This is a genomic window from Streptomyces capillispiralis, assembly GCF_007829875.1.
In the GTDB taxonomy this organism is placed as follows: Bacteria; Actinomycetota; Actinomycetes; order Streptomycetales; family Streptomycetaceae; genus Streptomyces; species Streptomyces capillispiralis.
In genome coordinates this window covers 3,017,763-3,043,948 of record NZ_VIWV01000001.1, presented here as the reverse complement: position 1 = coordinate 3,043,948, position 26,186 = coordinate 3,017,763, and the positions used below count along the sequence as shown (strand labels likewise).

Here is a 26,186-nt window from a genome sequence, read left to right as displayed (position 1 = left end):
CTCCGGGGGCTCGTCGGGGTGTCGCGGGCCGGGTCAGCCGCTGTACGGCTCGGCCTTGAGGATCTTCACCGAGGCCTTCTTGCCGTTGGGCAGCTCGTACTCCGCGTCCTCGCCGACCTTGTGGCCGATCACGCCGGAGCCGAGCGGGGACTGCGGCGAGTAGGTCTCGATCTCCGAGCTGGCGTACTCGCGCGAGGCGAGCAGGAACGTCAGCGTGTCGTCCTCGTCGCCGTCGAAGGCGATCGTCACGACCATGCCGGGCGCCACCGCGCCGTTGGCCGCCGGAGCCTCACCGACCTTCGCGTTCTCGAGGAGCTGGGTCAGCTGGCGCACACGGAGCTCCTGCTTGCCCTGCTCCTCCTTGGCCGCGTGGTACCCGCCGTTCTCCCGCAGGTCGCCCTCCTCGCGCGCGGCGGCGATCTTGGCGGCGATCTCCGAGCGCGCGGGACCAGTAAGGTACTCAAGCTCGTCCTTGAGCTTGTTGTACGCCTCCTGGGTCAGCCAGGTGACGTTCTCGCTGGTCTGGGTCACAGGTGCTCCTCGTAGGTACTGGGAATACAAAGCATCGCCCTCCCCTCAAGCATGTTCCTCCAGGGATGGGCGAAACCACGAGCCTAACAATTCAGGGACCGTAGGGGGAGGACATAAGCCACCAGACTCATGTCAGCGCAGGTCAGCGCGCAGGTATTCCTCGCCGGTTCACTCGGCGTGGCAGCCGACGAGCTCGGCGGTGGTGCCGGGGGAGGCCGTGCGCAGGGTGACGACCTCGTCGACGCGCGTGGCGTCCGCGGCGAAGCGGAAGTCGGCGCGGCCCACCTCGGCGCCGTTCTCGGCCTGCGAGCGCACCGTGCAGTAGCCGGCGGTCCCCGCGTCCTTGTGCACCTCCAGGTGCACCTTCACCGCGTCGTCGGAGAGCTCGAAGCCGATCACCTCGGCGCTGATCTCGTTCTGGGCGACGTAGTGGTACCCGAACCAGCCGACCAGTGCGAGGAGCAGCACCCCCAGGACGGCGCCGACGGCCTTGAGGGTGCGGTCGGCACGCTCGTCCGAGGAGCGGCCGTAACGGCCCTCGGGCAGCCGCGTGCTCGGCGTACTCATGATCGTCTCCTCGGCAGGAGGGGACGGGCGTCCCCTGGCAGGCGCCGGAGTGCGAAACCCCGGAATTATTCGTCCCCCGATTCGGTCACTATAGAAGCCTGCTACCGCGCCGCCGCACGGAGGGCGCCGACCGACTTGAGGATTGAGTCTTGACTGACCAGCTGCGACTGATGGCCGTGCACGCCCACCCCGACGACGAGTCGAGCAAGGGCGCGGCCACCATGGCGAAGTACGTGTCCGAGGGGGTGGACGTGCTGGTGGTGACCTGCACGGGCGGGGAGCGCGGCTCCATCCTCAACCCGAAGCTGCAGGGCGACGCCTACATCGAGGAGCACATCCACGAGGTACGCAAGAAGGAGATGGACGAGGCCCGGGAGATCCTGGGGGTGAAGCAGGAGTGGCTCGGGTTCGTCGACTCCGGGCTGCCCGAGGGGGACCCGCTGCCGCCGCTGCCGGAGGGCTGCTTCGCCCTGGAGGACGTCGACAAGGCGGCCGGTGAGCTGGTCCGCAAGATCCGCGCGTTCCGTCCCCAGGTGATCACCACCTATGACGAGAACGGCGGTTACCCGCACCCCGACCACATCATGACCCACAAGATCACGATGGTGGCGTTCGAGGGCGCGGCGGACACCGCGAAGTACCCGGAGGCCGAGTTCGGCCCGGCGTACCAGCCGCTGAAGGTGTACTACAACCAGGGCTTCAACCGGCCCCGCACCGAGGCGCTGCACCAGGCCATGCTGGACCGTGGGCTGGAGTCGCCGTACGGGGACTGGCTGAAGCGGTGGAGCGAGTTCGAGCGCACGGAGCGCACGCTCACCACGTACGTCCCGTGTGCCGAGTTCTTCGAGATCCGGGACAAGGCGCTGATCGCGCACGCGACGCAGATCGATCCGGACGGGGGCTGGTTCCGGGTGCCGATGGACCTCCAGAGGGAGGTCTGGCCGACGGAGGAGTACGAGCTCGCCAAGTCGCTCGTCGACACATCCCTCCCCGAGGACGACCTCTTCGCGGGCATCCGGGACAATGTCTGACATGAGCGCAAGCGCAAGCCTGGCAATGACCCACCTGGTGCCTCTGGCCAAGGAGCTCGACGAGGACAAGGTGACCCCCGGTGTCCTCGGGTTCATCGTGTTCGCGGTGATGGCTCTGGCGGTGTGGGGGCTGATGAAGTCCATGAACCGGCACATGGGGCGGGTGGACTTCCCGGAGGGGGAGTCGGAGCCGCGGGACGCCGGTGTGTCGAACGGTGCGGAGAAGCGGGCCTGACGGCTGAGCGGTAGGCGGTACGGGTGGGTCCCGGTGCCGGGGTGGGTGCGCGGCGCCTTCGGGTGCCGTCGCGCCCCCCTTCCCCACCTGGCCCCCAGCGGCCGCCCCTCGCGCGGGGAGCTACGCCTCCGGGTCCACCGGTACGCCCATGATCTCGCGGGCGTGCCGGGTCGGGTACAGGCCCAGGTGCCAGGCCTGCCAGCCGGCCTCCAGCGTGACGCCGCGTTCCAGGAGGAGCTGGTAGGCCTCCACGCAGTCCGCCAGTTTCCCGTCGCGGGAGGGGTGGGAGGCGCGGCCCAGCTGCGCCAGTTCCTCCTGCGCCACCGCCGTACCGACCTCCGTGCCGCCCGGTGCCGCGTACGGCAGCAGCGTGCAGCGCAGGAAGCGCGCCCAGTCCTCGCCGCGCCGGTCGCCGTAGGACACGAACAGGCCCACCGCCTCGTCGCACAGGGCGAGCGCCTGCTGCGTGCGGGCGTTGCCCGCGTCGACGACCGCCAGCTCCAGGCAGGTCCACGCCTCCCCGTGCGCCACCCCGATGCGCTGGAAGTCGGCGCGGGCGTCCACCAGGAGCTGGCGGGCGAACCCGGAGTTGCGCAGCGACCCGGTCTGCGCCGCCCGCTGGTCGCGGGTCACCCGCGCCGAGTGGTGCCGGGCGCAGGCCAGACCGTAGACGTCCCGCATGCGGGAGAACATCGTGCGGGCGCGTTCCAGCTCGCGCACCGCCCGGTCCAGGTCGCCGGTCTCCTCCAGGGCCTGGCCCAGGTAGTACAGCGTCCAGGCCTCGCCGCGCGCGTCCTCGTTGTCCCGGTGCCGGGCGGCGGCCCGGCGCAGCTCCTCCACCGCCGGTGAGGCGTCGCCGTCCACCAGGCGGGCCCGCGCCAGCTGGGTGAGCGCCCAGGCCTCGCCACGGGCGTCGCGGGTACGGCCGTACAGCTCCAGGGCGGCGTCCAGCTCGGCCCGTGCGCGCGGGACGTCGCCCATCCGCAGGTTCAGCTGGCCCAGCTGGAAGTGCGCCCACGCCTGCCCGTGCACGGACTCGCCCGCGCGGTGCAGCACCAGCGACCCGGTGAGCAGGTCCAGCGCCTCGGACAGCCGGGCGCGGTCGCGCTCCACCGCCGCCAGCGCGTGCATCGTCCAGGCGCGGTCCGTGGCCAGCTCGGGCGCGGCCTGGAGGTCCATCGCCTCCCGCAGCTTCGCCGACGCCTCCGTCAGGTTGCCCTGGTGGTGCAGGGTGATGCCGAGCGAGGTCAGCGCCCGGGCCGCACCGGCGTCGTGGTGCGCCTCCCGGTACAGGTCCACCACCGACGTCAGCGTCGCGCGCGCCTTGTCCAGCTCACCGAGCTGGCGTGCCGCGATACCGGTGCGCCACTGCACCGAGCGGACCAGCAGCCCCTCGTCCACGGCCTGCGCCAGCTCGCTGATCTCCCCGAGCCGGTACAGGTCGCCGCGCAGCAGGCAGTAGTCGCACAGGGCGCCGAGCAGGTTCAGCACCGCGCTCTGGTTCACGCCCTCCGCGTGCCGCAGGGCGGCCGTGATGAAGCTCGACTCGTCGTCCAGCCAGCGCAGCGCCTCGTCCAGCGAGGTGAAGCCGTAGGGGCTGAAGCGGTCCGAGCGGGTCGACATGTTGCCGTCGACCAGCCGCAGCACCGAGTCGGCCAGCTCGGCGTAGTTCACGATCAGCCGTTCCTGCGCCGCGGTGCGCTCGGCGGGGTCCTCCTCGTCGAGGAGGCGGGCCAGGGCGAAGGCGCGGACGAGGTCGTGCAGCCGGTAGCGGCTGTGCCGTACGCGGTCGATCAGGCCGGCGCGGGACAGCGCCACCAGGTGCCGGGTCGCCTCCGCCTCGTCGGTGGCCAGGAGCGCCGCCGCGGCCGCGGCGCCCAGGGACGCCCGTCCGGCCAGCGCCAGGCGGCGCAGCAGCCGCCGCGCGGTCTCCGGCTGGTCGGTGTAGCGCAGCCACAGGGCGCGTTCGACCGGTTCGACGGGCCCGTAGGCGCCCAGGTCGGTGGCGAGGGCGAGCGGTGAGCGCGGGCCCAGGGCCGCGCCGGCGATCCGCAGGGCCAGCGGCAGTCCGCCGCACAGCTCCCGCACCCGCTCGGCGGACTCGGCGTCGTACGGCCCCGAGGGGTCCTGCGCGGCGGCCGTCAGGAGTTCCTCGGCGCCCGCCGGGTCCAGCGGCTCCACCGGCAGCTGGTACACCCGGGCCGGCAGGTCGTCGGGCAGGCCGAGCGGTGCGCGGGCGGTGACCAGGACCAGGCTGTCGGAGCGCTCGGGGATCAGCGTGCGGACCTGCTGCGGGTCGCAGGCGTCGTCCAGCACGACGGTGACCGGCATCCCGGTCACATGCTGGTGGTACAGCTCGCTCAGCCGCTTGACCTGCTGGTCCGGGGAGGACCGCTCACGGAACAGCAGCTGCTCGCGGGGCGCGCCGAGCCGGTTCAGCAGGTGCAGCAGGGCGTCCCGGGTGGACAGCGGGGGCTCGCCGGGGCTGTCGCCGCGCAGGTCGACGACGCAGGCGCCGCGGAAGTAGTCCTTCAGGTCGTGGGTGGCGCGCACCGCGAGCGTCGTGCGGCCGCTGCCGGACGGCCCGTGCAGCACCACCACCGTCGGCTGGGTCTCCGTGGTCGCGCGGGCCGCCTGCACCCACTGCCGGATCCGCGCCATCTCCTGCCGCCGGCCGGCGAACGGGCCGAGCGGTTCCGGCAGTTGCCCGAAGGACTGCTCCAGCACGTTGCGGCCGCGGGCCGCCGCGCTCTTGTCGGCGCCGCGCAGCCGCGGCCCGGTCTGCTTCGGCCCCGTGGACGCGGCCAGCACCCGCTGCTGGTCCAGGAAGGGGCGGATCCCGCGCACCTCCAGCGCCGTCAGCCACTGCAACCGCAACTGCTCGGGGCCGCCCGGCTGGCCGACCGCGCCGGCCCGGTGGTGGGCGGCGGGCACATGGGCGCCGGCCACCTTCACCACGGTCGCCGCGGCACCGACGACGCCGACGGTCACGCCCGCTCCCAGCGCGGTCCCGGTGCCCGTGCCGAGCGCCATGTCGGCGATCACGGCGGCGACTCCGGCCACCCCGGCCACCAGCAGCGGCGTCCCGGCGCCCTCGCGGGCGTAGCGCTGCCGGAAGGTGAGCTGTCCGGCCTCCGCCTCGTCCAGGGCCCGGGTGTACGCCTCGTACTCCTCGGCGGCCTTCGCCGCCATCGCCTCCATCGCCCCGCGGGCCCGCGCCAGCAGCACCTTGCCGTCGGTGCGCCCGCCCGATCTGCGCACCTCCTCCTCCACGGCCCGCGCCAACAGCCGCTCGGCGTCCGCCCGATGACCGTCCCGCATGTCATGTCCCCCTCCGGCGGCAACTCCTTCGCCCACGAGTGTCCTTGGTACGGGCCGTCAGCGCGAGGGGGTGCGATCAACGGGTCTTCCCCCGGGTGCCCGGACGGCCGGCGCTACCTCTTCACCCGGCTGCGGACGGCGAGGGCCGCGAGTCCGAGCAGGGCGGGTTCGACGACGCGGGAGGTCATCTCGACGTAGGTGCCGGCGGTGGTCAGGTCCTGCCCGGAGGAGCGGAAGACCACGGAGTTGACGACGACCCGCAGCGACTTGTCGAACCGCTCGGACGACAGCCGGCTGCCGTACGACCCCCGGGGGTTGACCGGGTCGGGCTTGTCCGTGGTCAGGGTGAAGCGGTCGCCGGTGACCCGCCCGGTGCTCACCGGCTCGGGGTCGTCCTGGGGCAGTCCCCACAGCATCATCGCCAGCACGGTGGCGACGACGGCCAGGAGCAGCCAGCCGAGGGCCCGTGCCGCCCGCAGGCCGTACCCGGAGACCGCCCAGTACAGGGCGAGGAGGGTCCGCTCGCCGGGGGGCGACTCCGGGTCGTGGCGGCGCATCTCCATCTCGCCGTAGTAGAAGTCGGCCGCCCCCGGTTCGTTCCTGCCATCCTCGAGGGCCTTGCGCAGTTGCCGGTACACGGGGGCCAACACCGCGGGTTCCCGCACCTCGACGCCCCGCGGCGCGCGCGTCCAGCCCTCCGCGCCGTCGCGGGCGGCGCGCCAGTGGTGCTCCTCGATCAGGGTGCGGCGGCGGGTCCGGCGGATGCCCGGCGGAGGCAGCGGGAGGGGGCACCGCCCGTCGAGTTTCAGCTGGTCGAGGTGGACGGTCTCGGCGAACAGGCAGCGGGTCAGGTCGACGTCGGTGAGGACCAGGTGGGCGGCGTCCGCGCCCCGCAGGGAGGTGACGCGCACCCGGGGGTCGTCGAGTCCCGGTTCGGGCAGCTCCCCGCCGTCGTCCGCGAGGAACGGGCGGGAGCGGCCGGCGATGCTCACCGGGAACTCCAGGACGGCGTCACTGACGTCCACGCAGGCGTGGCGGAGGCGGAGCGCCGCCGTCGACGCCCACCGGGTCCGCCGGCAGCGCAGGCTCCGCGTGGCCGCCCGGATCGTCACCGCGGACTGGAACTCCGCGTCGGAGAGGTCGAGCAGCCCGGGGAACACGAGCGGGCCCAGCACCGCCGTGCGCAGGAAGGTCGCCCTGCGGAACGTGATGTCGCCGGTGATGTCGTTCCCGCCGAACTCGACGTCGCCGCCGAAGGTCGCCCCGGGGAAACCGGCGCCCTCGGCGAAGTCCGCGCCGTGGAACGACAGGTCGCCGCCCGTCGTCGCCGAGTCGAAGCGCGCCTCCCGGCCGAACCCGGCCCCGTCGAACCAGGCCGCTCCGCCGAAGTCCGCCCCGGTGAAGAGCGCCAGCCCCCGGAACCCGGTCCCGCTGAACGTGGCGTCCCCGCCGACGGCCAGCCCCTCGAACACGGCGTTGCCGTCGATCCGTACGGCACCGAACCGCAGGTCGCCGCCGATCCTGGCGCGGTCGAACCAGGCTTGGGCGTGGATCTCCACGTCGTCGAACCAGGCGTCGCCGGTGACGGTCGCCTCCCCGAACCTGAGGTCCCCCCGGAAGACGGCCCCGTTGAAGTAGGCGCCGCCGTGGAAGCGCGCCCCGCCGAGGCAGCAGTCGCCCGTGAAGTCCACGTCGTCGAACTGCGCGTCACCGCTGAACACCGCCTCGTCGAGCACGGCACCGCCCAGGCGGTGCCGCCCGGTCGCCGGGTCGGTGAGCGCGGCGAGCAGGTCGTTCAGCAGGTCCTGGGTGAAGGGCGTGCCCCGGTGGTCGAGATCGGCGCCGGGTTCCAGGGCGGCCAGGTACGCGGCGCGCCGGTCCGCGTCCAGGTGGGCGAGGCAGGCCGCGTGCGGGGCGACACGGCGGCCGCGGCAGTCGTGGCCGCAGTGCGGCCAGTCGGGGGCTTCGGACGAGGGCGAGGTGATGGCCGTACTCCTGTGGCAGCCGGGGGGATGTCTTGGGGGGCGGGGGTCACGCGGTGTAGAGGGTGACGACCTTGCGGTCGGCGCCGTTCGGGCGCTCGACCCTCGCCTCCACCATCCACTTGCCGGGCCCTCCCGTCAGTTCCGCCCGGAACCGGCCCGCCGTGTCACGGGCGAAGACGACCTCGTCGCCGGCCCGGGTTCCGATGCGCCGCATGACGACGCGCGGTCTGCGGTCCGCGAGGTTGACGCCCAGGACGGACGCCTCGAAGGGCCGGCCGGCGACGGCCTCCGAGGGGGCGTGCAGGGTGATCCGTGCGTCGCCGGCGAGGTTGGCGGTCACCGCGGCGCCCTTCCTGATGGCGATCAGCTTCCCGCCCAGGGCCTCGGTGCCCGCCAGGTCGGCGTGCCGGGCGTCGGTCCACAGCATGTCGGCCGGGTCCCGCAGGGCCCACTCCGCGACGGCGGAATCCCGCGGCACCGTCCCGTCGCCGGGCCCGAAGCCGTCGCTCTGCGCGGCGAGGTGCCGCCCGTCGGACGACAGCCCGACGGTGCGGAGCGTCGGGTGCGCGGTGCTCCCCAGGCAGTACACGTCGTACGGCAGCCGCCCGCCGGCGTCGGTGCGCCGGTGCGCCTCCCGGGCGGCGTGGAAGCGCCGGTGGAAGGAGAACGCGTCGGCGACCGCCTCGGAGGGCAGCCCGGGGACGGGGTACCGGCGGTCGTCCAGTCTCCGCGGACGGCTCTTCCCGGTGACCCGGACGGCGTCGTCGTACGGCAGCAGCTGCGCCACCGACGGCAGGGTGAGGGCGAAGTCGCGCAGCACCTCGCCGAGGGCGCGCGCGTCCGCGCCGTCGCCGACGGCGTGGCCGGTCAGGAAGCGGACGGCCCGGGGCACGCCCTGGTGGGGCGTGCCCAGCGTGACCAGGGTCCTGGCCGTCTCCCGGCCGCCCAGGCACTCCAGGTAGTACCGGCCGGCGAGGCCGCCCGTCGAGTGGCAGACCAGCACGACCTTCGGGTCGTCCGGGCGGCCGGGGTGGTGCGCGTCCACGCGCTCGGTCCACCGGGTGAGTTCCCGCTCCACCCGCTCCTTCAGCCGCGCGGCGACGAGCCGGTGGGACAGGCGCCAGTCGTAGGCGAAGGGAACGTACTGGCCGTCGACCGGATCGCCGAGCGCGGCGCGGATGCCGGGATGGCCCATGCAGGAGAGCAGCCCCGGCATCGAGTCCGGGGCCGTGGTCAGCCCGTCGGCCGTCACCCGGAACCGGTCCTCGGGCGGCTCGTCCCCGAGCCCCGGCGGAAGGGCCAGGTCTGCCAGTGCCGCCGGGGAGGGCCGGGACCCGAGCAGGGCGTCGCCGGCCTCGCCCCACAGGTCCCGGCCGTCCCTGACCAGCCGGCTGCCGAGTAATCCGGGTACGAAGACCACGAGGTCGTGTTCCACTGCGCCTCCTCAGTCGCACAAGGCCGTCCGGGCCGTCCGGGTCGCACGGGTCGTACGGATCGTCCGGGTCGTACGGGTCGTCACGTGGGGTGGGCGGCGCCCGGTTCGAAGAAGGCGTGGGGCAGCCGGATCAGATCGCACCGCTCGTTCCCCTGGAGCGCCACCACCAGGCCCTCCGCGTCCGGGGCGGCGTCGACGGCGTGCACGGCGTAGCCGCGCCAGGGGACCCCCTCCCCGTGCAGCCAGGCCCTGGCCCGCACGTCCCACACCCGCGGCGCCGTCCACTCGTCGCAGACCAGCAGCACGGGCCGCTCCGCGGGCCCCGCGAACACCAGCGACGTCACACCGGGCAGGTCGCCCGGCAGCCGCTGGGCCGGCTTGTCGTACCCGGCCGAGCAGTCCTTCACCAGCACGCCCCCGTCCACCCAGGCCAGCAGCGGGAAGGACTCCTCGTCCTCCGGGTCGTACAGCTCGCCCAGCGCCAGGTGGGCGGGGTACACGTCGGTGATGCGGTGGGGGCGCACCGGGCGGTCCTCGTCGTGTTCCCACAGCCGGATCTCGTCCCCGAGGTCGGCGGCCAGCCAGTACGTCCCGTCCCGCATGGAGCGGGCGCCGAGGCCGCAGCAGAGCAGCCCCACCGGGGTCGGCTCCCCCCTGCGCCAGCCGCGCGAGGCGTCGGCGGGCAGGTCCGCGTGGACGACGCGGCTGCCGTCCGGCACACAGACCCGCAGCCGGCCCGCGGAGCGGTCGGCGACGAGACCCAGGTACGGGACGGCGTCCCCCTCGTCCTCGCCGATCGTCAGGTCGTGCCGCGCCTCGACGGACAGGTCCTCGGCCAGACGCCACATCCGCAGGGTGCGATCCGCCACCGCGACCACGTTCCAGGCGCCCCCCGCGTGCACCGCCTCCACGGCGGTCACCAGCCCCTCGTGGGTGAGCACGGTCGCCGGGGCGGTGGCCGGGGCGTCCCGGACCGGCCGGGACACCAGGATCCGTTCGGCCCGGGTGCGGCACAGCAGCGGCGGCCCGTCCGGGCCCTGCGCCAGGGCGACCGCGGGCCGCTGGTTGCTCGGCCGCCACCGCCCGCCGCGCCCGGCGGCGAGCGCGGGACCCACGTCGAGCATGCGGATGTCGGGGCCGTCGGCCACGGCGAGCAGTCCCTGCCCGCCGGGTTCGAAGGCCATGGCCCGGTCCCGGGGCGCGGTCATCCGGAACGCCGCCTCCCGCGCGGGGTCCTCGACGGCCCAGACCCGGACGGTGACCTCCTCGTAGCCGGCGAGGAGCAGGTCGTCGCCGTGGCGCCCGAAGACCAGCCCCCGCGCCGACGACTCGACCTCCCGTACGAGTTCCACGGCCGGCGGTGCGACGGGGGCCGCGTCGTCCGTCTCGCAGCGCCAGACCCGCACCCGGCTGCCGTCGGCGACCGCGAACCAGCCCCGCAGCCGTCCGCCGGGGGCCGGCACCGGTCCGGAGGTCGCGGCGGCGGCCAGCGCGGGTGCCCCGAGCCGGCCCAGGCCGGTGCCCTCCGCGAGCAGCCCGCCGGACCCCGCCGTGCCGCGGTCGACCTCGAACAGCGCGGCCCGGTCCCCGGCGACCACGGCGAACAGCCGCGCGCCCATGGGGAGCGCGGCCAGCCGCTCCGCGTCCATCAGGCGGATGTCCGTCAGGGGCGTGCCGAGCCGGCGCAGACCGCCCTTCCAGGACCACATCCACAGCCGCTGCCCGTCGGCCGCCAGCACGACGGTCTCCGACGCCCGCTCGGCCGCCGCCAGCGCGCCCACGGCGCCGCCCCAGCGGTAGACGTGGTCGGGCAGCCGGGAGCCGGAGTGCCAGAAGTAGACGGCCCGGTCGTCGCGGGCGACGGTGGTCCAGCGGGGTCCGGCGCCCACCTCGCGCACCTCGGTGAGGGCGCTCCCGCGCTCCCCGGACGCCTCCCCGGTCCGCCGGGTCAGCAGCCGCTTGCCCGACTCCGGGTGCAGGACCAGGATCTCGCCGCGCCCGCCGGCGGTCAGCGTGTCCCCGGCCGCCGGTTCCGCCCCCGTACCGGTACGCCAGCTCAGCGTCCGCGCCCCGCCCAGCGGGGCGGGGCGGCGCCATTCCAGCGGGTCGGGCGGCATGTCGGTCCAGTACTCCCGCCACGGCAGGAACCCGTCGGCGTCCGCCAGCGCCCGGTAGGTTCCGTCCCGGTGGCTGACGAAGGCGGTCGCCCGCAGCAGCGCCTTGCGGGCCCGCGGGGAGGAGGAGTCGCGGAAGGCGCCCCCGACCCGGCCGTAGAGCGCCGCCCCGTCGCAGTCCCGGGCCAGGGCGGAGGCCGGCGGCAGCATCACGTCCGGGTTGGTGTGCAGCAGGAAGTCGACGTCCTGGAACAGCTCCCGCAGTTCCCGCGGCCCGACCTGGGCGGCATGGGCGCCCAGGTAGTCGCGCGCGTAGGCGTCCGCCCCGCTCCAGCCGTCCCGGGCCTGAGCGCGGAGCGCCGTCACCACCCTGCGGTGGGCGGACCGTGCGTCGAGTCCGGCGCCGGTGAGGAAGAACTCGCCGAAGCTGGGGTGCGCCAGGTGGTAGGTCGTCCCTCCGTCGTGCGGGGCGGTCTGGGAGGCGACGATGCCGCCGTGGGCGCTCCGGCACACCTGCCGCAGGTCGCCCAGCGTCAGTTCGTCGCTGTCGTCCTCGCGCAGCGCGTTGGCGAGGGAGAGCCAGGTCCGGCCCGGTGCCAGTCCCCGGCCCTGGACCACGGCCAGCGGGCGCAGCACCTCGTGCGCGCGCTCCGCGCCCCGCTGCGAGGTGAGGTGGCCGACCTCCTCGGCGAGGCGCTCGTGCAGGTCCATGCCGCCGGACGTCATCCACGCCGACAGCTCCGCCTCGGTGGCGACCAGGGGCCGGCGGGCGAGTTCCGAGGCGGCGAGACGGGCCACCAGGAACGAGCCCTGGCTCCCGGAGGCGACCTGGCCGGCGGTCCAGGCCCGGTCGGCCTCCCGTTCCCGCCCCCGGTACGGGGAGCCGTCCGTGTCGAGCACCGACCGGGCCATCGCCGCGATGCTCGTCCTCGCCTCCTCGTCGTCCCCCAGCACCACCGGATCGGCGCTCTGGTCCAGCGTGTCCAGCAGCGACTCCTCCTCCGCGACCGCCGTGGTGCGTCTGCGGGGCTGCGGCCGCGTGCCGACGACCACCCGGACGCCCCACAGTTCGGACAGCGGGTTCAGCAGGTGGCGCGCGATCTCGTGGGCCTGGTCCGGGAGGGCTTCGTCGAGGGCGTCGAAGAGCAGGTTCAGGGAGCCCGCCCGGGACACGAGGGCGTCGACCGCCGTACGGCACTGCTCCGGGGTGACCGGCCCCGCGGGCAGCGGCGCCATCCCCTCGAACGGCGACAGGACGCCCCACAGGGCCGTGACCAGCGAGTGGACCGACTGCCCCTTGCAGCTCAGCGCGGCGTGCACGGTCCCGGGGCGCGGCAGCGTCGACGGGTCGAGCTCCGGTCCGAGGGTCTCCCGCCACTCCGGCAGCGAGGTGAGGGCCAGCCGGCCGAGCAGGGCCGTCTTGCCCGTCCCCGCCAGGCCCGTCACCGCGAGGAGCCCCTTCGGGCGGGTGTCCATCCAGCGCACCACCCGGCCCAGGGCCCGCCGGCGGCCCGCGAAGTGACGGCTGAGGTGGCCGCCCTCCTCCAGATCGAACTGCCCGGCGACGACCCACGGCTTCCGCCCCGCCAGCACGGCGGGGGTGTGCACCCGCCGCTCGCCGTCCTGGTAGTGGGGGTTGTCCAGGAAGCTGTTGGGCAGCGACCGGATCTCCGTGTGGCCGGGGCGCTGCGCCGGTTCGTCGAGGCCGGAGGCCGCGGCCGCCGCGTCCACACCGTCCAGCAGGTAGGGCACGGGAAGGTAGAGGGCGGAGGGTTCGAAGGGGCGGGCGTGGTCGGGGGCCACGAAGTCCGGCTGGGCGAGCGCCTCCTCCAGCCACTTCACCCAGCGTCCCTCGGGGACCTCCGCCTCGAACCCGGAGGTGCCGACGACGACGAAACCGGCCCGCCGGCTCCGCCTCGCCCGGTCCACGCTGTCCCGCTCCAGGCGCAGGGCGTGGCGCAGGGCCGCGGAGAGGTGGCCGCCGTGGGAGGAGCAGGCGTCGACGATCAGCAGGGTGTCGGTCTCGCACCCGGGGTCCAGCAGCCGGTCCACGAGAGCGGTCAGGGCGAGGGCACGCTCCGGTGCGAAGCGGCCGTTCCGCCAGGAGTCGGCGCAGGCGAGGAAGTAGCCGTCGTCGCCCCGTTGGAGCCCGTGCCCCGTCCAGTAGAGGATCTTCCGCTCGGCGTCGTGGGCCAGGAAGTCCTCGAGCCCTTCCAGCAGCTGCTCGCGCCCCGCGCCCGCCCCGTCGACGCGGACGCTCTCCCCGAACCCCAGCGAGGTCCGCGCCACCCGGGTGAACCGGTCGCGCACGTCCGCGACGTTCCTCAGTCTCAGCTGGTGCCGCGTGTCCGGGTCGGGATGCGCGTACTCGGCCACGGCCACGGTGCCCACCAGGGACGAGGACCGCCGTGCGGACTTGACCAGCGCCGGGTGAACGCCCACATCACTCCGTATCATGACGAGGTCCTGCAGCTACGGGCTCAACGAAGCTTACTGAAAAGGGTGTTGATATTGCGTCGGGACAGGTTCACCGTGGTCGGCAGGGTGACGGGCTGCCACCTCTTCGAGGGTGACGGGACCCGTCCCATCCACGAGGACAACCTCCGCGTCAAGTACCGCCCGCAGCGCGTGGAGTTCCCCGAGGAGATCGGCGGCTGGCGGCACGCCATCCAGGAGGAGGAGCGGCGCAAGAAGGCCCGCGGCCTGCCGTACCGCTGGAACAACGACCGCTTCGCGGTCGAGCGGGTCGTCGTCACCCGCACCCACCTGGCCGAGGACCCCGTCGTCACCCTCACCCTCCAGGACGCCGACTACTTCGACTTCCTCACCACCTCCCTCAACCTCGGACGCAAGCAGCAGAACGGCCTGACCCTGCGCGAGCAGTACCTGGAGGGCGACGACCCGGCCCACGCCCCGGCGTGGATGAACTGCAGCTTCGGCGTCAACGTGGCGCTGGAGACCGGCAAGGACGGCAAGATGCTGTTCTCGCGGCGCAGCGCCCACGTGGCCGGGCCGAACAGCTCGAAGTGGAACTCCTCCGCCAACGAGGGCCTGGCCCGCAAACACGACCTCCCCGAGGACGGCGGCCCGGTCAGCCTGCACGCGGTGGCCCGCCGGGCCCTCTTCGAGGAGCTCGCCGTCCACTCCACCGACCGGCTCGACCTGGAGCTGCTCGGCTTCGGCCTGGACCTGGACAACCACCAGTGGGCGGGTTTCTTCCGGGCGGTGCTGCCCGACCTGGACGAGGAGACCCTGCGGCTGCGCTGGACGCGCGGCGTCGCCGACAAGTGGGAGCACGACCGCTTCGAGTTCGTGCCCGCCGACCCCGACTCCGTGCTCGGTTTCCTCGCCGACGAGCCGCCGGAGCGGTGGACGCCCTGTGCGCCGACCCTGTTCTACCTGGCCCTGGTGCGCGGCGCGGTACGCCGCGCGGACGGTGATCCGGCCGCGCGCTTCGAGGTCGAGGCCGCCGAGCAGCGGGTCCTGGAGGCCAGGAGGCCCTGACCGCCTCCCGCCCCGGCCGCCCCGCCCCGGGCCGGTGCCCGCGTCACCGTCCCGCGCGCCGGACCGGCCGCGCAACACGCACGGGGCGCGCGGTCGCCTGTCCGCGGCGTGCGGCCGGGTGCGCGAAGATGGCGGTATGCCGAACCGACTGGCGCACGAGACGTCCCCCTACCTCCTTCAGCACGCCGACAACCCCGTCGACTGGTGGCCGTGGTCGGACGAGGCCTTCGCGGAGGCGCGCGAACGGAACGTGCCCGTCCTGCTGAGCGTCGGCTACGCGAGCTGCCACTGGTGCCACGTCATGGCGCACGAGTCCTTCGAGGACCGGGCCACCGCCGACGAGCTGAACGCGCACTTCGTCAGCATCAAGGTGGACCGCGAGGAGCGCCCCGATGTCGACGCCGTCTACATGGAGGCCGTGCAGGCGGCGACCGGGCAGGGCGGGTGGCCCATGACCGTGTTCCTCACGCCGGACGCCGAGCCGTTCTACTTCGGTACGTACTTCCCGCCCGCCCCCCGGCACGGCATGCCGTCGTTCCGGCAGGTGCTCCAGGGCGTCCACCAGGCGTGGGACGAGCGGCGGCACGAGGTCGACGAGGTCGCCGGGAAGATCGCGCGGGACCTGGCCGACCGGGAGCTCGCCTACGGCGACGACCGGATGCCCGGCGAGCAGGAGCTGGCGCAGGCGCTGCTGGGGTTGACCAGGGAGTACGACCCGCAGCGCGGCGGGTTCGGCGGGGCGCCGAAGTTCCCGCCGTCCATGGTGATCGAGTTCCTGCTGCGCCACCACGCCCGCACCGGCGCCGAGGGCGCGCTCCAGATGGCGCGGGACACCTGTGAGGCGATGGCGCGCGGCGGGATCTACGACCAGCTCGGCGGCGGGTTCGCGCGGTACTCCGTGGACCGGGACTGGGTGGTGCCGCACTTCGAGAAGATGCTCTACGACAACGCGCTGCTGTGCCGGGTCTACGCCCACCTGTGGCGGGCCACGGGCTCGGACCTGGCCCGCCGGGTGGCGCTGGAGACCGCCGACTTCATGGTGCGGGAACTGCGCACCGACCAGGGCGGATTCGCGTCCGCGCTGGACGCCGACAGCGACGACGGGACCGGCCGGCACGTCGAGGGCGCGTACTACGTGTGGACGCCGGCGCAGCTGCGGGAGGTGCTCGGGCCGGAGGACGCCGACCTGGCCGCGCGGTACTTCGGGGTGACCGAGGAGGGCACCTTCGAGGAGGGCGCCTCGGTGCTGCGGCTGCCGCAGCGCGAGGAGGTGTTCGACGCCGGGCGGATCGACGGCGTCAGGGAGCGGCTGCTCGCGGCGCGCTCGGCGCGGCCCGCCCCCGGCCGGGACGACAAGGTGGTCGCCGCCTGGAACGGGCTGGCGATCGCCGCGCTCGCCGAGACCGGGGCCTACTTCGACCGGCCGGACCTGGTCGAGGCCGCCGTCGCCGCCGGTGACCTGCTGGTGCGGCTGCACCTGGACGACCAGGCCCGGATCGCCCGCACCAGCAAGGACGGCCGGGCCGGCGCCAGTGCGGGGGTGCTGGAGGACTACGCCGACGTCGCCGAGGGCTTCCTGGCGCTCGCCTCGGTGACGGGGGAGGGCGTGTGGCTGGAGTTCTCCGGGCTGCTGCTCGACCATGTGCTCGCCCGGTTCACCGACCCGGACTCGGGTGCCCTGTACGACACGGCGTCCGACGCGGAGCGGCTGATCAGGCGCCCGCAGGACCCGACCGACAACGCCGCCCCGTCGGGCTGGACCGCCGCCGCGGGCGCGCTGCTGGGCTATGCGGCGCATACCGGTTCGGAGCCGCACCGCACCACCGCCGAACGGGCGCTGGGCGTGGTGAAGGCGCTCGGCCCGCGGGTGCCGCGGTTCATCGGGTGGGGGCTGGCGGTCGCCGAGGCGGCGCTGGACGGGCCGCGTGAGGTCGCGGTGGTCGGTCCCTCGCTCGACGACCCGGCGACGGCCGCGCTGCACCGCACGGCGCTGCTGGGGGCCGCGCCGGGCGCGGTGGTCGCCGTGGGGACCCCGGAAAGTGACGAGTTCCCGTTGCTCGCGGACCGGCCGCTGGTCGGGGGCGCGCCGGCCGCCTACGTCTGCCGTGACTTCACCTGCGACGCGCCGACGACGGACCCGGACCGGCTGCGCGAGGCCCTGGGCGGCTGAGCGGGCGAGCCGGCCGGGGCCCGGCACCCGCGAGGGTGCCGTCCGGGCCGGCACGGGGGTGTCAGGTGCCGCTTGCGCGGGGGCGCTGGGCGGGCGGGCCTCCCGGGGCCCGGCGACGGCGACGGTGCCGTCCGGGGCGTCATCGTCAGGCGCCGCTTGGGTGGGGCGCTGGGCGGCTGAGCGGGTGGGCCGGCCGGGGCCCGGCGGCCCGGGCGGCGACCGCGACGGTGCCGCCCCGGGGGCCACGGGTGTCACGCGCCGCTTGCATGGGGCGCTCGGTGGCTGAGCGTGTGGGCCCGCCGGGGCCCGGCACACGCGAGGGTGCCGCCCGGGGTGTCGCGGGGTGTCAGGCGCTGGGCGGGCGGGGCTCTCGGGGCCCGGTGACCGCGAGGGTGACCGTGCCGCGGGCGCGGGTCAGGCGCCGCTGAGGATCAGGGCGCTCGTGGTGAGCAGGGCGAGCCACTGCACGGCCACGGCCGCGGACCGGGCGGGCAGCCACCGGGTCCGTGGCCAGACGGCGGCGAGCAGTCCGGCCGCGAGGGCGGTCAGGAAGAAGCCGTGGACGACGCCGTCGGGGACCCGGGAGCACTGCTCGCCGTAGGTCAGGCACCGGCTGCCCCGCTCGCCGGCGAGCACGGCGGCCCAGGCGAGGGCGACGGCGGGCAGCAGCAGGACCAGTCCGGCGACGGACCATCCGGTCAGCTGCCGGGCGGCGGCCGGAGAGGGTGTGCTGTTCATGGCCCCATCCCACCGCGCCCCGCGGGCCCGGCGACACCGGCCGGGTACTCAGTCCGCCCGGGTACTCCGGCTCAGGGCGCGCTCCACGATCGCCACCAGCTGGTCGTGGTGGGCGCCCTTCCAGTACGCCCTGCCGCACGCGCCGCACTGCGCGAACACGTCGTAGGAGCGGTGGGTGCCGCCCTTCAGCTGGTCGGCGACCTCGTCCTTGGTGGCAGGGCGCAGCAGGCCGTTGCAGGCGGTGCAGCGGGTCCAGGGGCGCAGCTCGGGCCGGAAACGGTCCAGGACGTAGGTCAGCTGCTCCTCGGGGCGGGTGCTGTAGACGAACGCGCCCGCCCACAGCTCCCGGCGGCGCAGCAGGCCGCGGTCGCGGCTGAGCATGACCCGCCGCTCGGCCGCGGAGCGGGCGGCCAGCGCGGGGTCGCCGATGTCCGTCGACTCGTACGCCGTGTCCACGCCCAGCAGCCGCAGCCGGCGGGCCAGCGTGCCGAGGTGCACGTCGAGCAGGAAGCACAGGGGGGCGCCCGGCACCTGCTGGGGGTGTGCGACGGCGCGTACGGTCACCGACTCGCCGGCGCCGGGGACGTGGCCGGCGGGCACCTCGCGGCCGTCCACGAGCAGCGCGCCCACCTCGGTCAGCGGGACGCCGAGGGACTCGACGACATGGCCGAGGGTGGAGACACCGTCGGTGGCGGTCTTCGTGGCGCCCGTGGGCCGGGCCTGGGGGACGAAGAGCAGCAGCTCGGGGTCGAACTCGACGTGGATCTCGGGACCGTTCACCCGCCCAAGCATGGCACGCCCCCCACCGGCGGCCCCACGCTTTTCGCGGCTCAGGGGGCGTGGTCCGCCGGGCGGGTGGGGGACGGCTCCGGCAGGCCGTGTCCGAGGATGTCGAGGGTCCGGTCGACGAGGCCGGGGAGGTCGTCGGCGCGGCCGTGTTCGGCCCAGTACGTCGCGGCCTCCAGCAGACCGCACAGGAGGGACGTGGCGCGCACCCGCACCTCCAGGCCGTCCGGGTCCAGCCCGGTGCGCGCGGCGAGGTCCCGGGCGAGCACGCGGCCGGTGGCCGACAGGCTCTCCAGCATCCGCGAGCGCACCGCGGGCACCTCCAGCAGCAGCCGCGCCCGCAGCAGCGTGGTCTCCGGCTGCTCGGCCAGGGCGAGGCCGACGGCCCGGTGCAGCGCGTGCCGGACCGACGCCGGCCACGGCTCGTCGGCGGGCCGCTCGGCGAGGGCGGAGAGCAGGGGCCGGTCGTACGCGTCCGTGAGGACGATGTCCTCCTTGGCGGGGAAGTACCGCAGGACGGTCGAGGGCGACACCTCGGCGCGCTCGGCGATCCGCTCGATCGTCACGGCGTCGTACCCCCGCTCCCCGATCAGCGCGAAGGTCGCCTCGCGGATCGCCTCACGGGTCTTGGTCTTCTTCCGCTCGCGCAGCCCCGGGCGGGCGGGGCCGGCGGGCATGAGGGGGGAGCGTGCGGCCTTCATGACGGCCATTCTCGGCCACCGCGCGTCCGGCCACCGAGCGTCCGGCCACCCGGCGTGCGGCCCTTACGCGGCCCCCGTACGCGTCCGGCCCCTACGCGTGCTGGTACGCCACCAGGGAGATCCCGACGTAGTGCGCGATGAACGCGGCCAGGGTGAAGGAGTGGAAGACCTCGTGGAAGCCGAACCAGCGCGGTGACGGGTTGGGCTTCTTGAGGCCGTAGATCACCCCGCCCGCGCTGTAGAGCAGGCCGCCGACGACCACCAGGACCAGGACGGCGATGCCGCCGGTGCGCAGGAAGTCGGGGAGGAAGAAGACGGCCGCCCAGCCCATCGCGATGTAGCAGGGCGTGTAGAGCCAGCGGGGGGCGCCGACCCAGAAGACCCGGAAGACGATCCCGGCGGCGGCCGCCGCCCAGATGCCCCACAGCAGCCAGCGGCCCGTGGAGTGCGGCAGCAGCAGGATCGTCAGCGGGGTGTAGGTGCCCGCGATGATCAGGAAGATGTTGGCGTGGTCGAGGCGGCGCAGCACCCCGTCCATGCGGGGGCTCCAGTCGCCCCGGTGGTACAGCGCGCTCACGCCGAACAGCAGGCAGGCCGTGAGGGCGTATACCCCGCAGGCCAGGCGTCCCCGGGGCGAGTCCGCGAAGGCGGTCAGCACCAGCCCGGCCACCAGGGCGGCGGGGAACATGCCGAGGTGCAGCCAGCCGCGCAGCTTGGGCTTGACCGGGTGCGGCAGGGAGGTCGCGACGGGACCGCGGCCGTCGGCCGGCGGGTCCGTGGGCGCGTCGGGGGCGAACGCAGTCATGTCTCGCATCGTACCTACGGAACCGTAAGTTACGGATCGGACCGAGCAATTGGGCACGCGAAGTGGCCATCATCTCACGCCCGTCCGCCACCTCTTCGCCGCATCGTCACGCAAAGAGACCACAAGGTATACGCAACGTGCACGTAAAGCGCCGCGAGAAACCGTGGTCATCGTCACGTTGCTCACTTGTGCGGTCCTCTGGACAGATGGGCGCTCTCGTCGGATGATCAAATGAGTGCGGTCGGCACCGGATGAGCGCCAGGGATTCCACCGTGAAGCATCCGGGTCGCAGCCCCCACGGGGCCTCCCAACAAAAAACCCCTCATTTAGGAGCAATCGTGGCGCGCGACATCGCGGAACCCGGCGTCCCCACCACTCACCAGGGACTGATCTCCTGGGTCAACGAGATCGCAGACCTGACGCAGCCGGACCGGGTGGTCTGGTGCGACGGCTCGGAAGCCGAGTACGAGCGCCTGTGCGAGGAGCTCGTCGCCAAGGGCACCTTCCGGAAACTGGACCCGGTCAAGCGCCCGAACTCCTACTACGCCGCCTCCGACCCCACCGACGTCGCCCGCGTCGAGGACCGGACCTTCATCTGCTCCGAGAAGGAGGAGGACGCCGGCCCGACCAACCACTGGAAGGCCCCCGCCGAGATGCGGGAGATCTTCCGGGGCGAGCGGGGCGTCTTCCGCGGCTCCATGAAGGGCCGCACCCTGTACGTGGTGCCCTTCTGCATGGGCCCCCTCGGCTCGCCGCTGTCCGCCATCGGCGTCGAGATCACCGACTCGGCGTACGTCGCCGTCTCCATGCGCACCATGACCCGCATGGGCCGGCCGGTCCTGGACGAGCTGGGCGACGACGGCTTCTTCGTCAAGGCCGTGCACTCGGTCGGCGCCCCGCTGGAGCCCGGCCAGGAGGACGTCCCCTGGCCCTGCAACCGGACCAAGTACATCTCCCACTTCCCCGAGGACCGCGAGATCTGGTCCTACGGCTCCGGCTACGGCGGCAACGCCCTGCTCGGCAAGAAGTGCTACGCCCTGCGCATCGCCTCCGTCATGGCCCGCGACGAGGGCTGGCTGGCCGAGCACATGCTCATCCTGAAGCTCACCCCGCCGCAGGGGGAGTCCAAGTACGTCGCCGCCGCCTTCCCGTCCGCCTGCGGCAAGACCAACCTCGCCATGCTGGAGCCCACGATCTCCGGCTGGACGGTCGAGACGATCGGCGACGACATCGCCTGGATGCGCTTCGGCGAGGACGGCCGCCTGTACGCCATCAACCCCGAGGCCGGTTTCTTCGGCGTCGCGCCCGGCACCGGCGAGCACACCAACGCCAACGCCATGAAGACCCTCTGGGGCAACTCCGTCTTCACCAACGTCGCCCTCACCGACGACAACGACGTGTGGTGGGAGGGCATGACCGAGGAGACCCCGGCCCACCTCACGGACTGGAAGGGCAACGACTGGACCCCCGAGTCCGGCACCCCCGCCGCCCACCCCAACGCCCGCTTCACCACCCCGGCCGCCCAGTGCCCGATCATCGCGCCCGAGTGGGAGGACCCCAAGGGCGTGCCGATCTCGGCGATCCTCTTCGGCGGGCGCCGCGCCAGCGCCGTACCGCTGGTGACGGAGTCCTTCGACTGGAACCACGGCGTCTTCCTCGGCGCCAACGTGGCCTCCGAGAAGACCGCCGCCGCCGAGGGCAAGGTCGGCGAGCTGCGCCGCGACCCGTTCGCCATGCTGCCGTTCTGCGGCTACAACATGGGCGACTACATGGCGCACTGGATCGACGTGGCCAAGGACAAGGACCCGTCGAAGCTGCCGAGGATCTACTACGTCAACTGGTTCCGCAAGGACGACGCGGGCCGGTTCGTCTGGCCCGGCTTCGGTGAGAACTCCCGCGTCCTGAAGTGGATCGTGGAGCGACTGGAGGGCCGGGCGGAGGGCGTCGAGACCCCGATCGGCGTGCTGCCGGCCAAGGGCGCGCTGGACACCGACGGCCTGGACCTCTCCGACGCCGACCTGGACTTCCTGCTCACCGTCGACAAGGACGTGTGGCGCGAGGAGGCGTCCCTGGTCCCCGACCACCTGAACACCTTCGGCGACCACACGCCCAAGGAGCTGTGGGACCAGTACCACGCGCTGGTGCGGCGCCTGGGCTGACCGCCCCCTCACAGACCCCGCGGCCGGTTGGATGGGATGCCCTGACCTGCGATCGTCACGGCCGGCCGCGGAACACACCGGCGGGACCCCGCACAACGGCGTGCGGGGCGGTCCCGTCGCCGCCCTCCCGTCCGCCCCGACGGGTACCGCGGTGACCGGATCCGGCCCGCCTTCCCCGGCCCGGCCCGCCTCCGCGGGCTCTCACGAACGGGCCACGGGTGACCGAGCGCTCCAGCCGCCCGACCGGGCCGGCTGGAGCGCTCGGCCGTTGTGTCGGAATGCCGGGGAGCGGATCGGTCCGGGCGGTGATGCCCGAAGTGCCCCGAGGTGAACGCTCTCTGACGTCATCCCACCGGGGGTAATCGAACGCCCGGTGTGACTAATATGCGCGCTGCATCATGTGTGATTGAAACCGTCCGGTTGTGAAGCCGGTCCGTCCGAGGGAGTCCGTCCTGCGCTCGCGTGCCAGAAAGCCCATCTCGACGAGCATGTCGTTGCGGACGGCCCTCCTCGTCCTGGCGTTCGTCCCCGGCATCGCGCTGATCGCCCTGTGGGCCGTCACCAGCGGCCAGACCTATCTCGACTTCCAGCGCCAGGCCGACCAGGGGCTGCTGGCGGAGAAGGCCGGGAACCCGTCGAACATCGTCTACTACAACCTCCAGGAGGAGCGCCGCCTCAGCGCCGAGGTGCTCGCCGGAGAGGACGGCGCGGCCGAGGCGCTGGCCCGGCAGCGCACGTCGACCGACGAGGCGGTGGACGACTTCAGGGCCCTGTCGGACGACCTGTCCGCGGCCGGCAACGCGCCCCGGAAGGTCCGGGAGGCGGTCGGCCGGGCACGCGAGGCGATCGACCGGCTGCCCGCGCAGCGCTCCCTGGTCGACAGCGGCGACGAGGACCAGCAGGCGGCGGTGTACCGGTACTACACCGACCTGATCGCCGTCGACCTGGAGCTGTTCACCTCCCTCAGCCAGGTCGACAACGGCCGGATCACCGTGCTCTCCCAGCCGCTCGTCGACCTGTTCTGGACCAAGGAGATGATCTCCCGCTCGGACGCGCTGCTGGCCCGCGGCTGGGGCGCGGGCGCGCTGAGCCCCGGCGAGGTCCGGCAGGTCCGTGAGGCGGTCGAGGCGCAGTCGTTCCTCGGCACCGTGAAGGTCGCGCCCGAACTGCCCGCCGACGAGCGCGCCCTGTGGAAGCGGATCACCGGCAGCGCGGCCTGGAAGGACAAGACCGGCGTGGAGGAGGCGGTGCTGGCCGCCGACGAGCCCGACGCGGGTGGCCGGGTCACCCTGGACGCCGACCGGAAGACCTGGCGCGCCGCGATGGACGCCCTCACCCCGGACATCGAGGAACTCCTCGAACACCGGACCGCGCTGGTGAACGAGCAGGGCAAGGCCAGTGTGATGGCGCTGCTGCTCAGGATGGTGCTCACCACCGCCGTCGGTCTCGCCGCCGTCGTCGCCGTGATCTGGACGACGTGGCGCCTCACCCGCAGCCTCCGCCTGCGCATCGGCAGCCTCCAGGAGCAGGCAGAGATGCTGGAGGCGGCCCTGCCCGACGTCGTGGAGCGGCTCGCGCAGGGCGAGCGGATCGACGTCGAGGCCGAGGCGAAGGCCGTCGCGCACGAAGGCACCGGCCGCGCCGACGACGAACTGACCCGGCTCGGTACGGCGCTCAACCTCGCCCGCACCAGCGCCCTCCAGGCCGCCGTCAAGCAGGCCGACCAGCACCGCGGGTTCGAGCGGCTGCTGCAACGCATCGCCCGCCGCACCCAGCAGCTGATCGGGCAGCAGCTGAAGAAGCTCGACGAGATGGAGCGCCGCCACGAGGACGCGGAGGTCCTCGACGGCCTCTTCGACCTCGACCACCTCACCGCCCGCCTGCGGCGTTACGAGGAGAACCTGGTCATCCTGGCCGGCGGCACCCCGCACCGGCGGTGGCGCAAGCCGGTCGCCCTGCTGGACGTGATGCGCTCGGCGCAGGGCGAGGTGCAGGACTACCGGCGGGTGGTGCTGGACCAGGAGGGCGGGCCCTGGCTGGCGGCCCGGGCCGTCGGTCCGGTCACGCACGTGCTGGCCGAACTGATCGAGAACGCTCTGACGTTCTCCCGCCCGCCGAGCCCGGTCGAGGTCAGGGCGGCCGAGGTGAGCCGCGGTCTGGCCATCGAGATCGAGGACCGCGGCCTGGGCATGGAGTCCGAGGCGCTGGCCGCGGCCAACGAGCTGATGGCCCGTCCGCACCGGCTCGACGTGCTGGCCCACTCCGACGACATCCGCCTGGGCCTGCACGTGGTGGCGCGTCTGACGCACCAGTACGGGCTGCGGGTGGAGTTCCGCGCGTCCGCGTTCGGCGGTACGCGCGTGGTCGTGCTCGTCCCGGCCGAACTCATCGTCCCCGCACCGCAGCAGGGCCCGGTGGCGGTGCCCTCGCTCGCCCCGGACCCGGAGCCCGCCCCGGCCCCGGCCGCTCCCGCGCCCGTCGCCGAGGAGCCGCTGCCGGTACGGGTGCAGGGGCGGGCGATGGCCGAAATCACGGCGCTGATCCCGGCCGGGTCCCGCGAACAGCACCCCCCGCGCCCGGCACAGGAGGCGCCGGGGACCCCGGGCACGCCGCAGATGCCGTACGAGCACGGGAACGCCTACGGGTCCGACCCCGCGCCCTACGGGTCCGACCCCGCGCCCTACGAGAACGCCACCCCCTACGAGAACGCCACCACCCCCTACGGCACCGACCCCACCCCCTACGGCACCCACCCCGCGCCGTACCACGGGACGGACTCCGCGCCGTACCACGGGACGGACTCCGCGCCGTACCACGGGACGGACTCCGCGCCGTACGGCACCGGCCCCGCCGCCTACTCGCCCGGCACCGCACCGCAGCCCGCCGCCTATCCGCCCGCCCCCACCGCACCGGAACCCGCCGCCTACCCGCCCGCCCCCACCGCGCCCCGTGCCGTCCCGCAGCACGCCTCCGACGGCGGTGCGCTGACCGACGACGAGGCCCCCCTGCCGCGGCGCGTGCGGCAGGCCAACCTGGTCGACGAACTGCGCGTCGACACCACGACCGGGCCCCCGCCGCCCCGGCCTCCCCGCTGGCAGGACGACCCGCTGCTGCGCCCCGCCCCCCGCCCCGCCCCCCGCCGCGCCGGGGCGACGATCGGCGCGTTCCAGCGCCGGTCGCGCGCCGCCCGGGAGGGGAGGATCCCGACGCCGCCCCCCGCCGGCGCCCCCCGTCCCCCGATGAGAGAAGAAGAAGAGTCATGACACGTACCACCGCGACCCACCAGGACCTGGACTGGCTGCTCGACGGCCTCGTGGACTCGGTCGCCGAGACCAGGAACGCGGTCCTGCTGTCCGACGACGGCCTGGTCGTGAGCCATTCGCAGAGCATCGCGCGCGCCGACGCCGAGCGGCTGGCGGCCATCTGCACCGGCCAGCAGAGCCTGGCCCGCGGAGTGGGGCAGCTCTTCGACGGCGGTTCCGTCCACCAGGTCATCGTCGAACTCGCCGACCTGTGGCTCTTCATCATCGCGGCCGGACAGGGCACCCACCTGGCCGTGGTCGCCTCCCAGGAGGTCGACGCGGAGGTGATGTCGCTGGCCATGCACAACCTGGTGCAGCAGGTCGGGCAGAAGCTCGGCACGGCGGCCCGCGGCGGCTTCGACGCCTTCGGCACGGGGCAGGGAACCGGCGCGTGAACCCGGGATGGGAGGACGACGAGGCGGGGGAGGACGCCGCGGGGAACATGGTGCGCCCGTACACCATCACCCGGGGCCGCACCGCTCCCGCACGCGACGACCTGACCCTCATCACCGTGCTCACGACCGTGGAGGACCCGCGCGACGAGCACGGGGCGCCGGTGCGGCCGGGCAGGCTCCAGCCGGAGCACCGCCGGATCCTGCAGCGCTGCCGGCAGCCCGCGGCGGTCGCCGAGGTCGCCGCCGATCTCGACCTCGCCGTGTCGGTGACCAAGATCCTGCTGGCCGACCTGGTCGGCCAGGGCCTGCTCACCGCGCGGGCGCCGATCACGGTGGCCTGGGCCGCGGGCGGCATCGACCCGACCCTGCTGGCCGCCGTTCGTGACGGACTCCGGAGACTGTAGAAA

At 74.1% G+C, this 26,186-nt stretch carries 18 protein-coding genes; 8 read left to right on the top strand and 10 right to left on the bottom strand.

Annotated features, from left to right (window positions below):
- Positions 1-33 precede the first annotated feature (33 nt).
- Together greA and FHX78_RS12585 are read right to left on the bottom strand one after the other, a co-directional pair.
- Positions 34-531, bottom strand: a complete 498-nt coding sequence (greA, locus tag FHX78_RS12590; RefSeq protein WP_145867546.1) for a transcription elongation factor GreA — start codon at positions 529-531, stop codon at positions 34-36.
- Between the two features lie 168 nt (positions 532-699).
- Positions 700-1,098: a DUF4307 domain-containing protein gene (locus tag FHX78_RS12585; protein WP_145867545.1), complete on the bottom strand. Its 399-nt coding sequence runs from the start codon at positions 1,096-1,098 to the stop codon at positions 700-702.
- A gap of 149 nt (positions 1,099-1,247) precedes the next feature.
- Between FHX78_RS12585 and mca the strand changes: the two genes are divergently transcribed.
- Together mca and FHX78_RS12575 are read left to right on the top strand one after the other, a co-directional pair.
- Positions 1,248-2,129 (top strand): mycothiol conjugate amidase Mca, encoded by an 882-nt coding sequence (gene mca / locus FHX78_RS12580; RefSeq protein WP_145867544.1) that lies wholly within the window; start codon positions 1,248-1,250, stop codon positions 2,127-2,129.
- A complete protein-coding gene (locus tag FHX78_RS12575) occupies positions 2,122-2,364 on the top strand; it encodes a hypothetical protein (protein ID WP_167531749.1) in 243 nt (80 codons plus the stop codon). Before mca ends, FHX78_RS12575 begins: the two co-directional genes overlap by 8 nt.
- Positions 2,365-2,484: 120 nt before the next feature.
- Here FHX78_RS12575 and FHX78_RS12570 read toward each other — a convergent pair whose 3' ends face one another.
- From FHX78_RS12570 to FHX78_RS12555, 4 genes are all read right to left on the bottom strand, one after another.
- Complete coding sequence (locus FHX78_RS12570) at positions 2,485-5,685, bottom strand: tetratricopeptide repeat protein (protein ID WP_145867542.1); 3,201 nt, start codon at positions 5,683-5,685, stop codon at positions 2,485-2,487.
- Between the two features lie 113 nt (positions 5,686-5,798).
- Entirely contained in the window at positions 5,799-7,421 is a 1,623-nt protein-coding gene (locus tag FHX78_RS12565; protein ID WP_229923841.1) for a pentapeptide repeat-containing protein, read from the bottom strand.
- 295 nt (positions 7,422-7,716) lie between these two features.
- Entirely contained in the window at positions 7,717-9,105 is a 1,389-nt protein-coding gene (locus FHX78_RS12560) for a lipase family alpha/beta hydrolase (protein ID WP_145867540.1), read from the bottom strand.
- 80 nt (positions 9,106-9,185) lie between these two features.
- Positions 9,186-13,676, bottom strand: coding sequence for a peptidase C14 caspase catalytic subunit p20 (locus tag FHX78_RS12555; RefSeq protein WP_145867539.1), 4,491 nt, complete (start codon positions 13,674-13,676; stop codon positions 9,186-9,188).
- Positions 13,677-13,721: 45 nt separating this feature from the next.
- On the opposite strand from FHX78_RS12555, the gene FHX78_RS12550 reads away from it, so the two are divergent.
- Positions 13,722-14,723 (top strand): translation initiation factor 2, encoded by a 1,002-nt coding sequence (locus tag FHX78_RS12550; protein WP_145867538.1) that lies wholly within the window; start codon positions 13,722-13,724, stop codon positions 14,721-14,723.
- Between the two features lie 136 nt (positions 14,724-14,859).
- Positions 14,860-16,893, top strand: coding sequence for a thioredoxin domain-containing protein (locus tag FHX78_RS12545; protein ID WP_167531748.1), 2,034 nt, complete (start codon positions 14,860-14,862; stop codon positions 16,891-16,893).
- A 414-nt stretch (positions 16,894-17,307) separates the two neighbouring features.
- Here the strand turns inward: FHX78_RS12545 and FHX78_RS12540 are convergent, their stop codons facing one another.
- From FHX78_RS12540 to trhA, 4 genes are all read right to left on the bottom strand, one after another.
- The gene (locus FHX78_RS12540) at positions 17,308-17,631 is read right to left on the bottom strand and encodes a hypothetical protein (RefSeq protein ID WP_145867536.1); all 324 of its coding nucleotides are present in this window, start codon (positions 17,629-17,631) and stop codon (positions 17,308-17,310) included.
- A gap of 48 nt (positions 17,632-17,679) precedes the next feature.
- Positions 17,680-18,411 (bottom strand): Mut7-C RNAse domain-containing protein, encoded by a 732-nt coding sequence (locus tag FHX78_RS12535; protein ID WP_145867535.1) that lies wholly within the window; start codon positions 18,409-18,411, stop codon positions 17,680-17,682.
- A 50-nt stretch (positions 18,412-18,461) separates the two neighbouring features.
- On the bottom strand, positions 18,462-19,118 hold the full coding sequence (locus tag FHX78_RS12530; protein WP_145867534.1) for a TetR/AcrR family transcriptional regulator: 657 nt from the start codon (positions 19,116-19,118) through the stop codon (positions 18,462-18,464).
- Between the two features lie 91 nt (positions 19,119-19,209).
- Positions 19,210-19,923: a PAQR family membrane homeostasis protein TrhA gene (gene trhA, locus FHX78_RS12525; RefSeq protein ID WP_145867533.1), complete on the bottom strand. Its 714-nt coding sequence runs from the start codon at positions 19,921-19,923 to the stop codon at positions 19,210-19,212.
- Between the two features lie 338 nt (positions 19,924-20,261).
- Here trhA and FHX78_RS12520 point away from each other — a divergent pair, with 338 nt between their 5' ends.
- From FHX78_RS12520 to FHX78_RS12505, 4 genes are all read left to right on the top strand, one after another.
- Positions 20,262-22,082 (top strand): phosphoenolpyruvate carboxykinase (GTP), encoded by a 1,821-nt coding sequence (locus FHX78_RS12520; protein ID WP_145867532.1) that lies wholly within the window; start codon positions 20,262-20,264, stop codon positions 22,080-22,082.
- 488 nt (positions 22,083-22,570) lie between these two features.
- Positions 22,571-25,345: a nitrate- and nitrite sensing domain-containing protein gene (locus tag FHX78_RS12515; protein WP_145867531.1), complete on the top strand. Its 2,775-nt coding sequence runs from the start codon at positions 22,571-22,573 to the stop codon at positions 25,343-25,345.
- Positions 25,342-25,779, top strand: coding sequence for a roadblock/LC7 domain-containing protein (locus tag FHX78_RS12510; RefSeq protein WP_145867530.1), 438 nt, complete (start codon positions 25,342-25,344; stop codon positions 25,777-25,779). The genes FHX78_RS12515 and FHX78_RS12510 overlap by 4 nt, the downstream gene beginning before the upstream one ends.
- Positions 25,776-26,183, top strand: a complete 408-nt coding sequence (locus FHX78_RS12505; RefSeq protein ID WP_373312977.1) for a DUF742 domain-containing protein — start codon at positions 25,776-25,778, stop codon at positions 26,181-26,183. The genes FHX78_RS12510 and FHX78_RS12505 overlap by 4 nt, the downstream gene beginning before the upstream one ends.
- Positions 26,184-26,186: the final 3 nt, after the last annotated feature.

What these genes read in the sequence shown, in the direction of transcription:
- FHX78_RS12585 (WP_145867545.1), bottom strand. Translation starts at nt 1,098, where the DNA reads ATGAGTACGCCGAGCACGCGGCTGCCCGAGGGCCGTTACGGCCGCTCC.
- FHX78_RS12575 (WP_167531749.1), top strand. Translation starts at nt 2,122, where the DNA reads ATGTCTGACATGAGCGCAAGCGCAAGCCTGGCAATGACCCACCTGGTG.
- FHX78_RS12570 (WP_145867542.1), bottom strand. Translation starts at nt 5,685, where the DNA reads ATGCGGGACGGTCATCGGGCGGACGCCGAGCGGCTGTTGGCGCGGGCC.
- FHX78_RS12555 (WP_145867539.1), bottom strand. Translation starts at nt 13,676, where the DNA reads ATGATACGGAGTGATGTGGGCGTTCACCCGGCGCTGGTCAAGTCCGCA.
- FHX78_RS12545 (WP_167531748.1), top strand. Translation starts at nt 14,860, where the DNA reads ATGCCGAACCGACTGGCGCACGAGACGTCCCCCTACCTCCTTCAGCAC.
- FHX78_RS12540 (WP_145867536.1), bottom strand. Translation starts at nt 17,631, where the DNA reads ATGAACAGCACACCCTCTCCGGCCGCCGCCCGGCAGCTGACCGGATGG.
- FHX78_RS12530 (WP_145867534.1), bottom strand. Translation starts at nt 19,118, where the DNA reads ATGAAGGCCGCACGCTCCCCCCTCATGCCCGCCGGCCCCGCCCGCCCG.
- trhA (WP_145867533.1), bottom strand. Translation starts at nt 19,923, where the DNA reads ATGACTGCGTTCGCCCCCGACGCGCCCACGGACCCGCCGGCCGACGGC.
- FHX78_RS12515 (WP_145867531.1), top strand. Translation starts at nt 22,571, where the DNA reads ATGTCGTTGCGGACGGCCCTCCTCGTCCTGGCGTTCGTCCCCGGCATC.
- FHX78_RS12510 (WP_145867530.1), top strand. Translation starts at nt 25,342, where the DNA reads ATGACACGTACCACCGCGACCCACCAGGACCTGGACTGGCTGCTCGAC.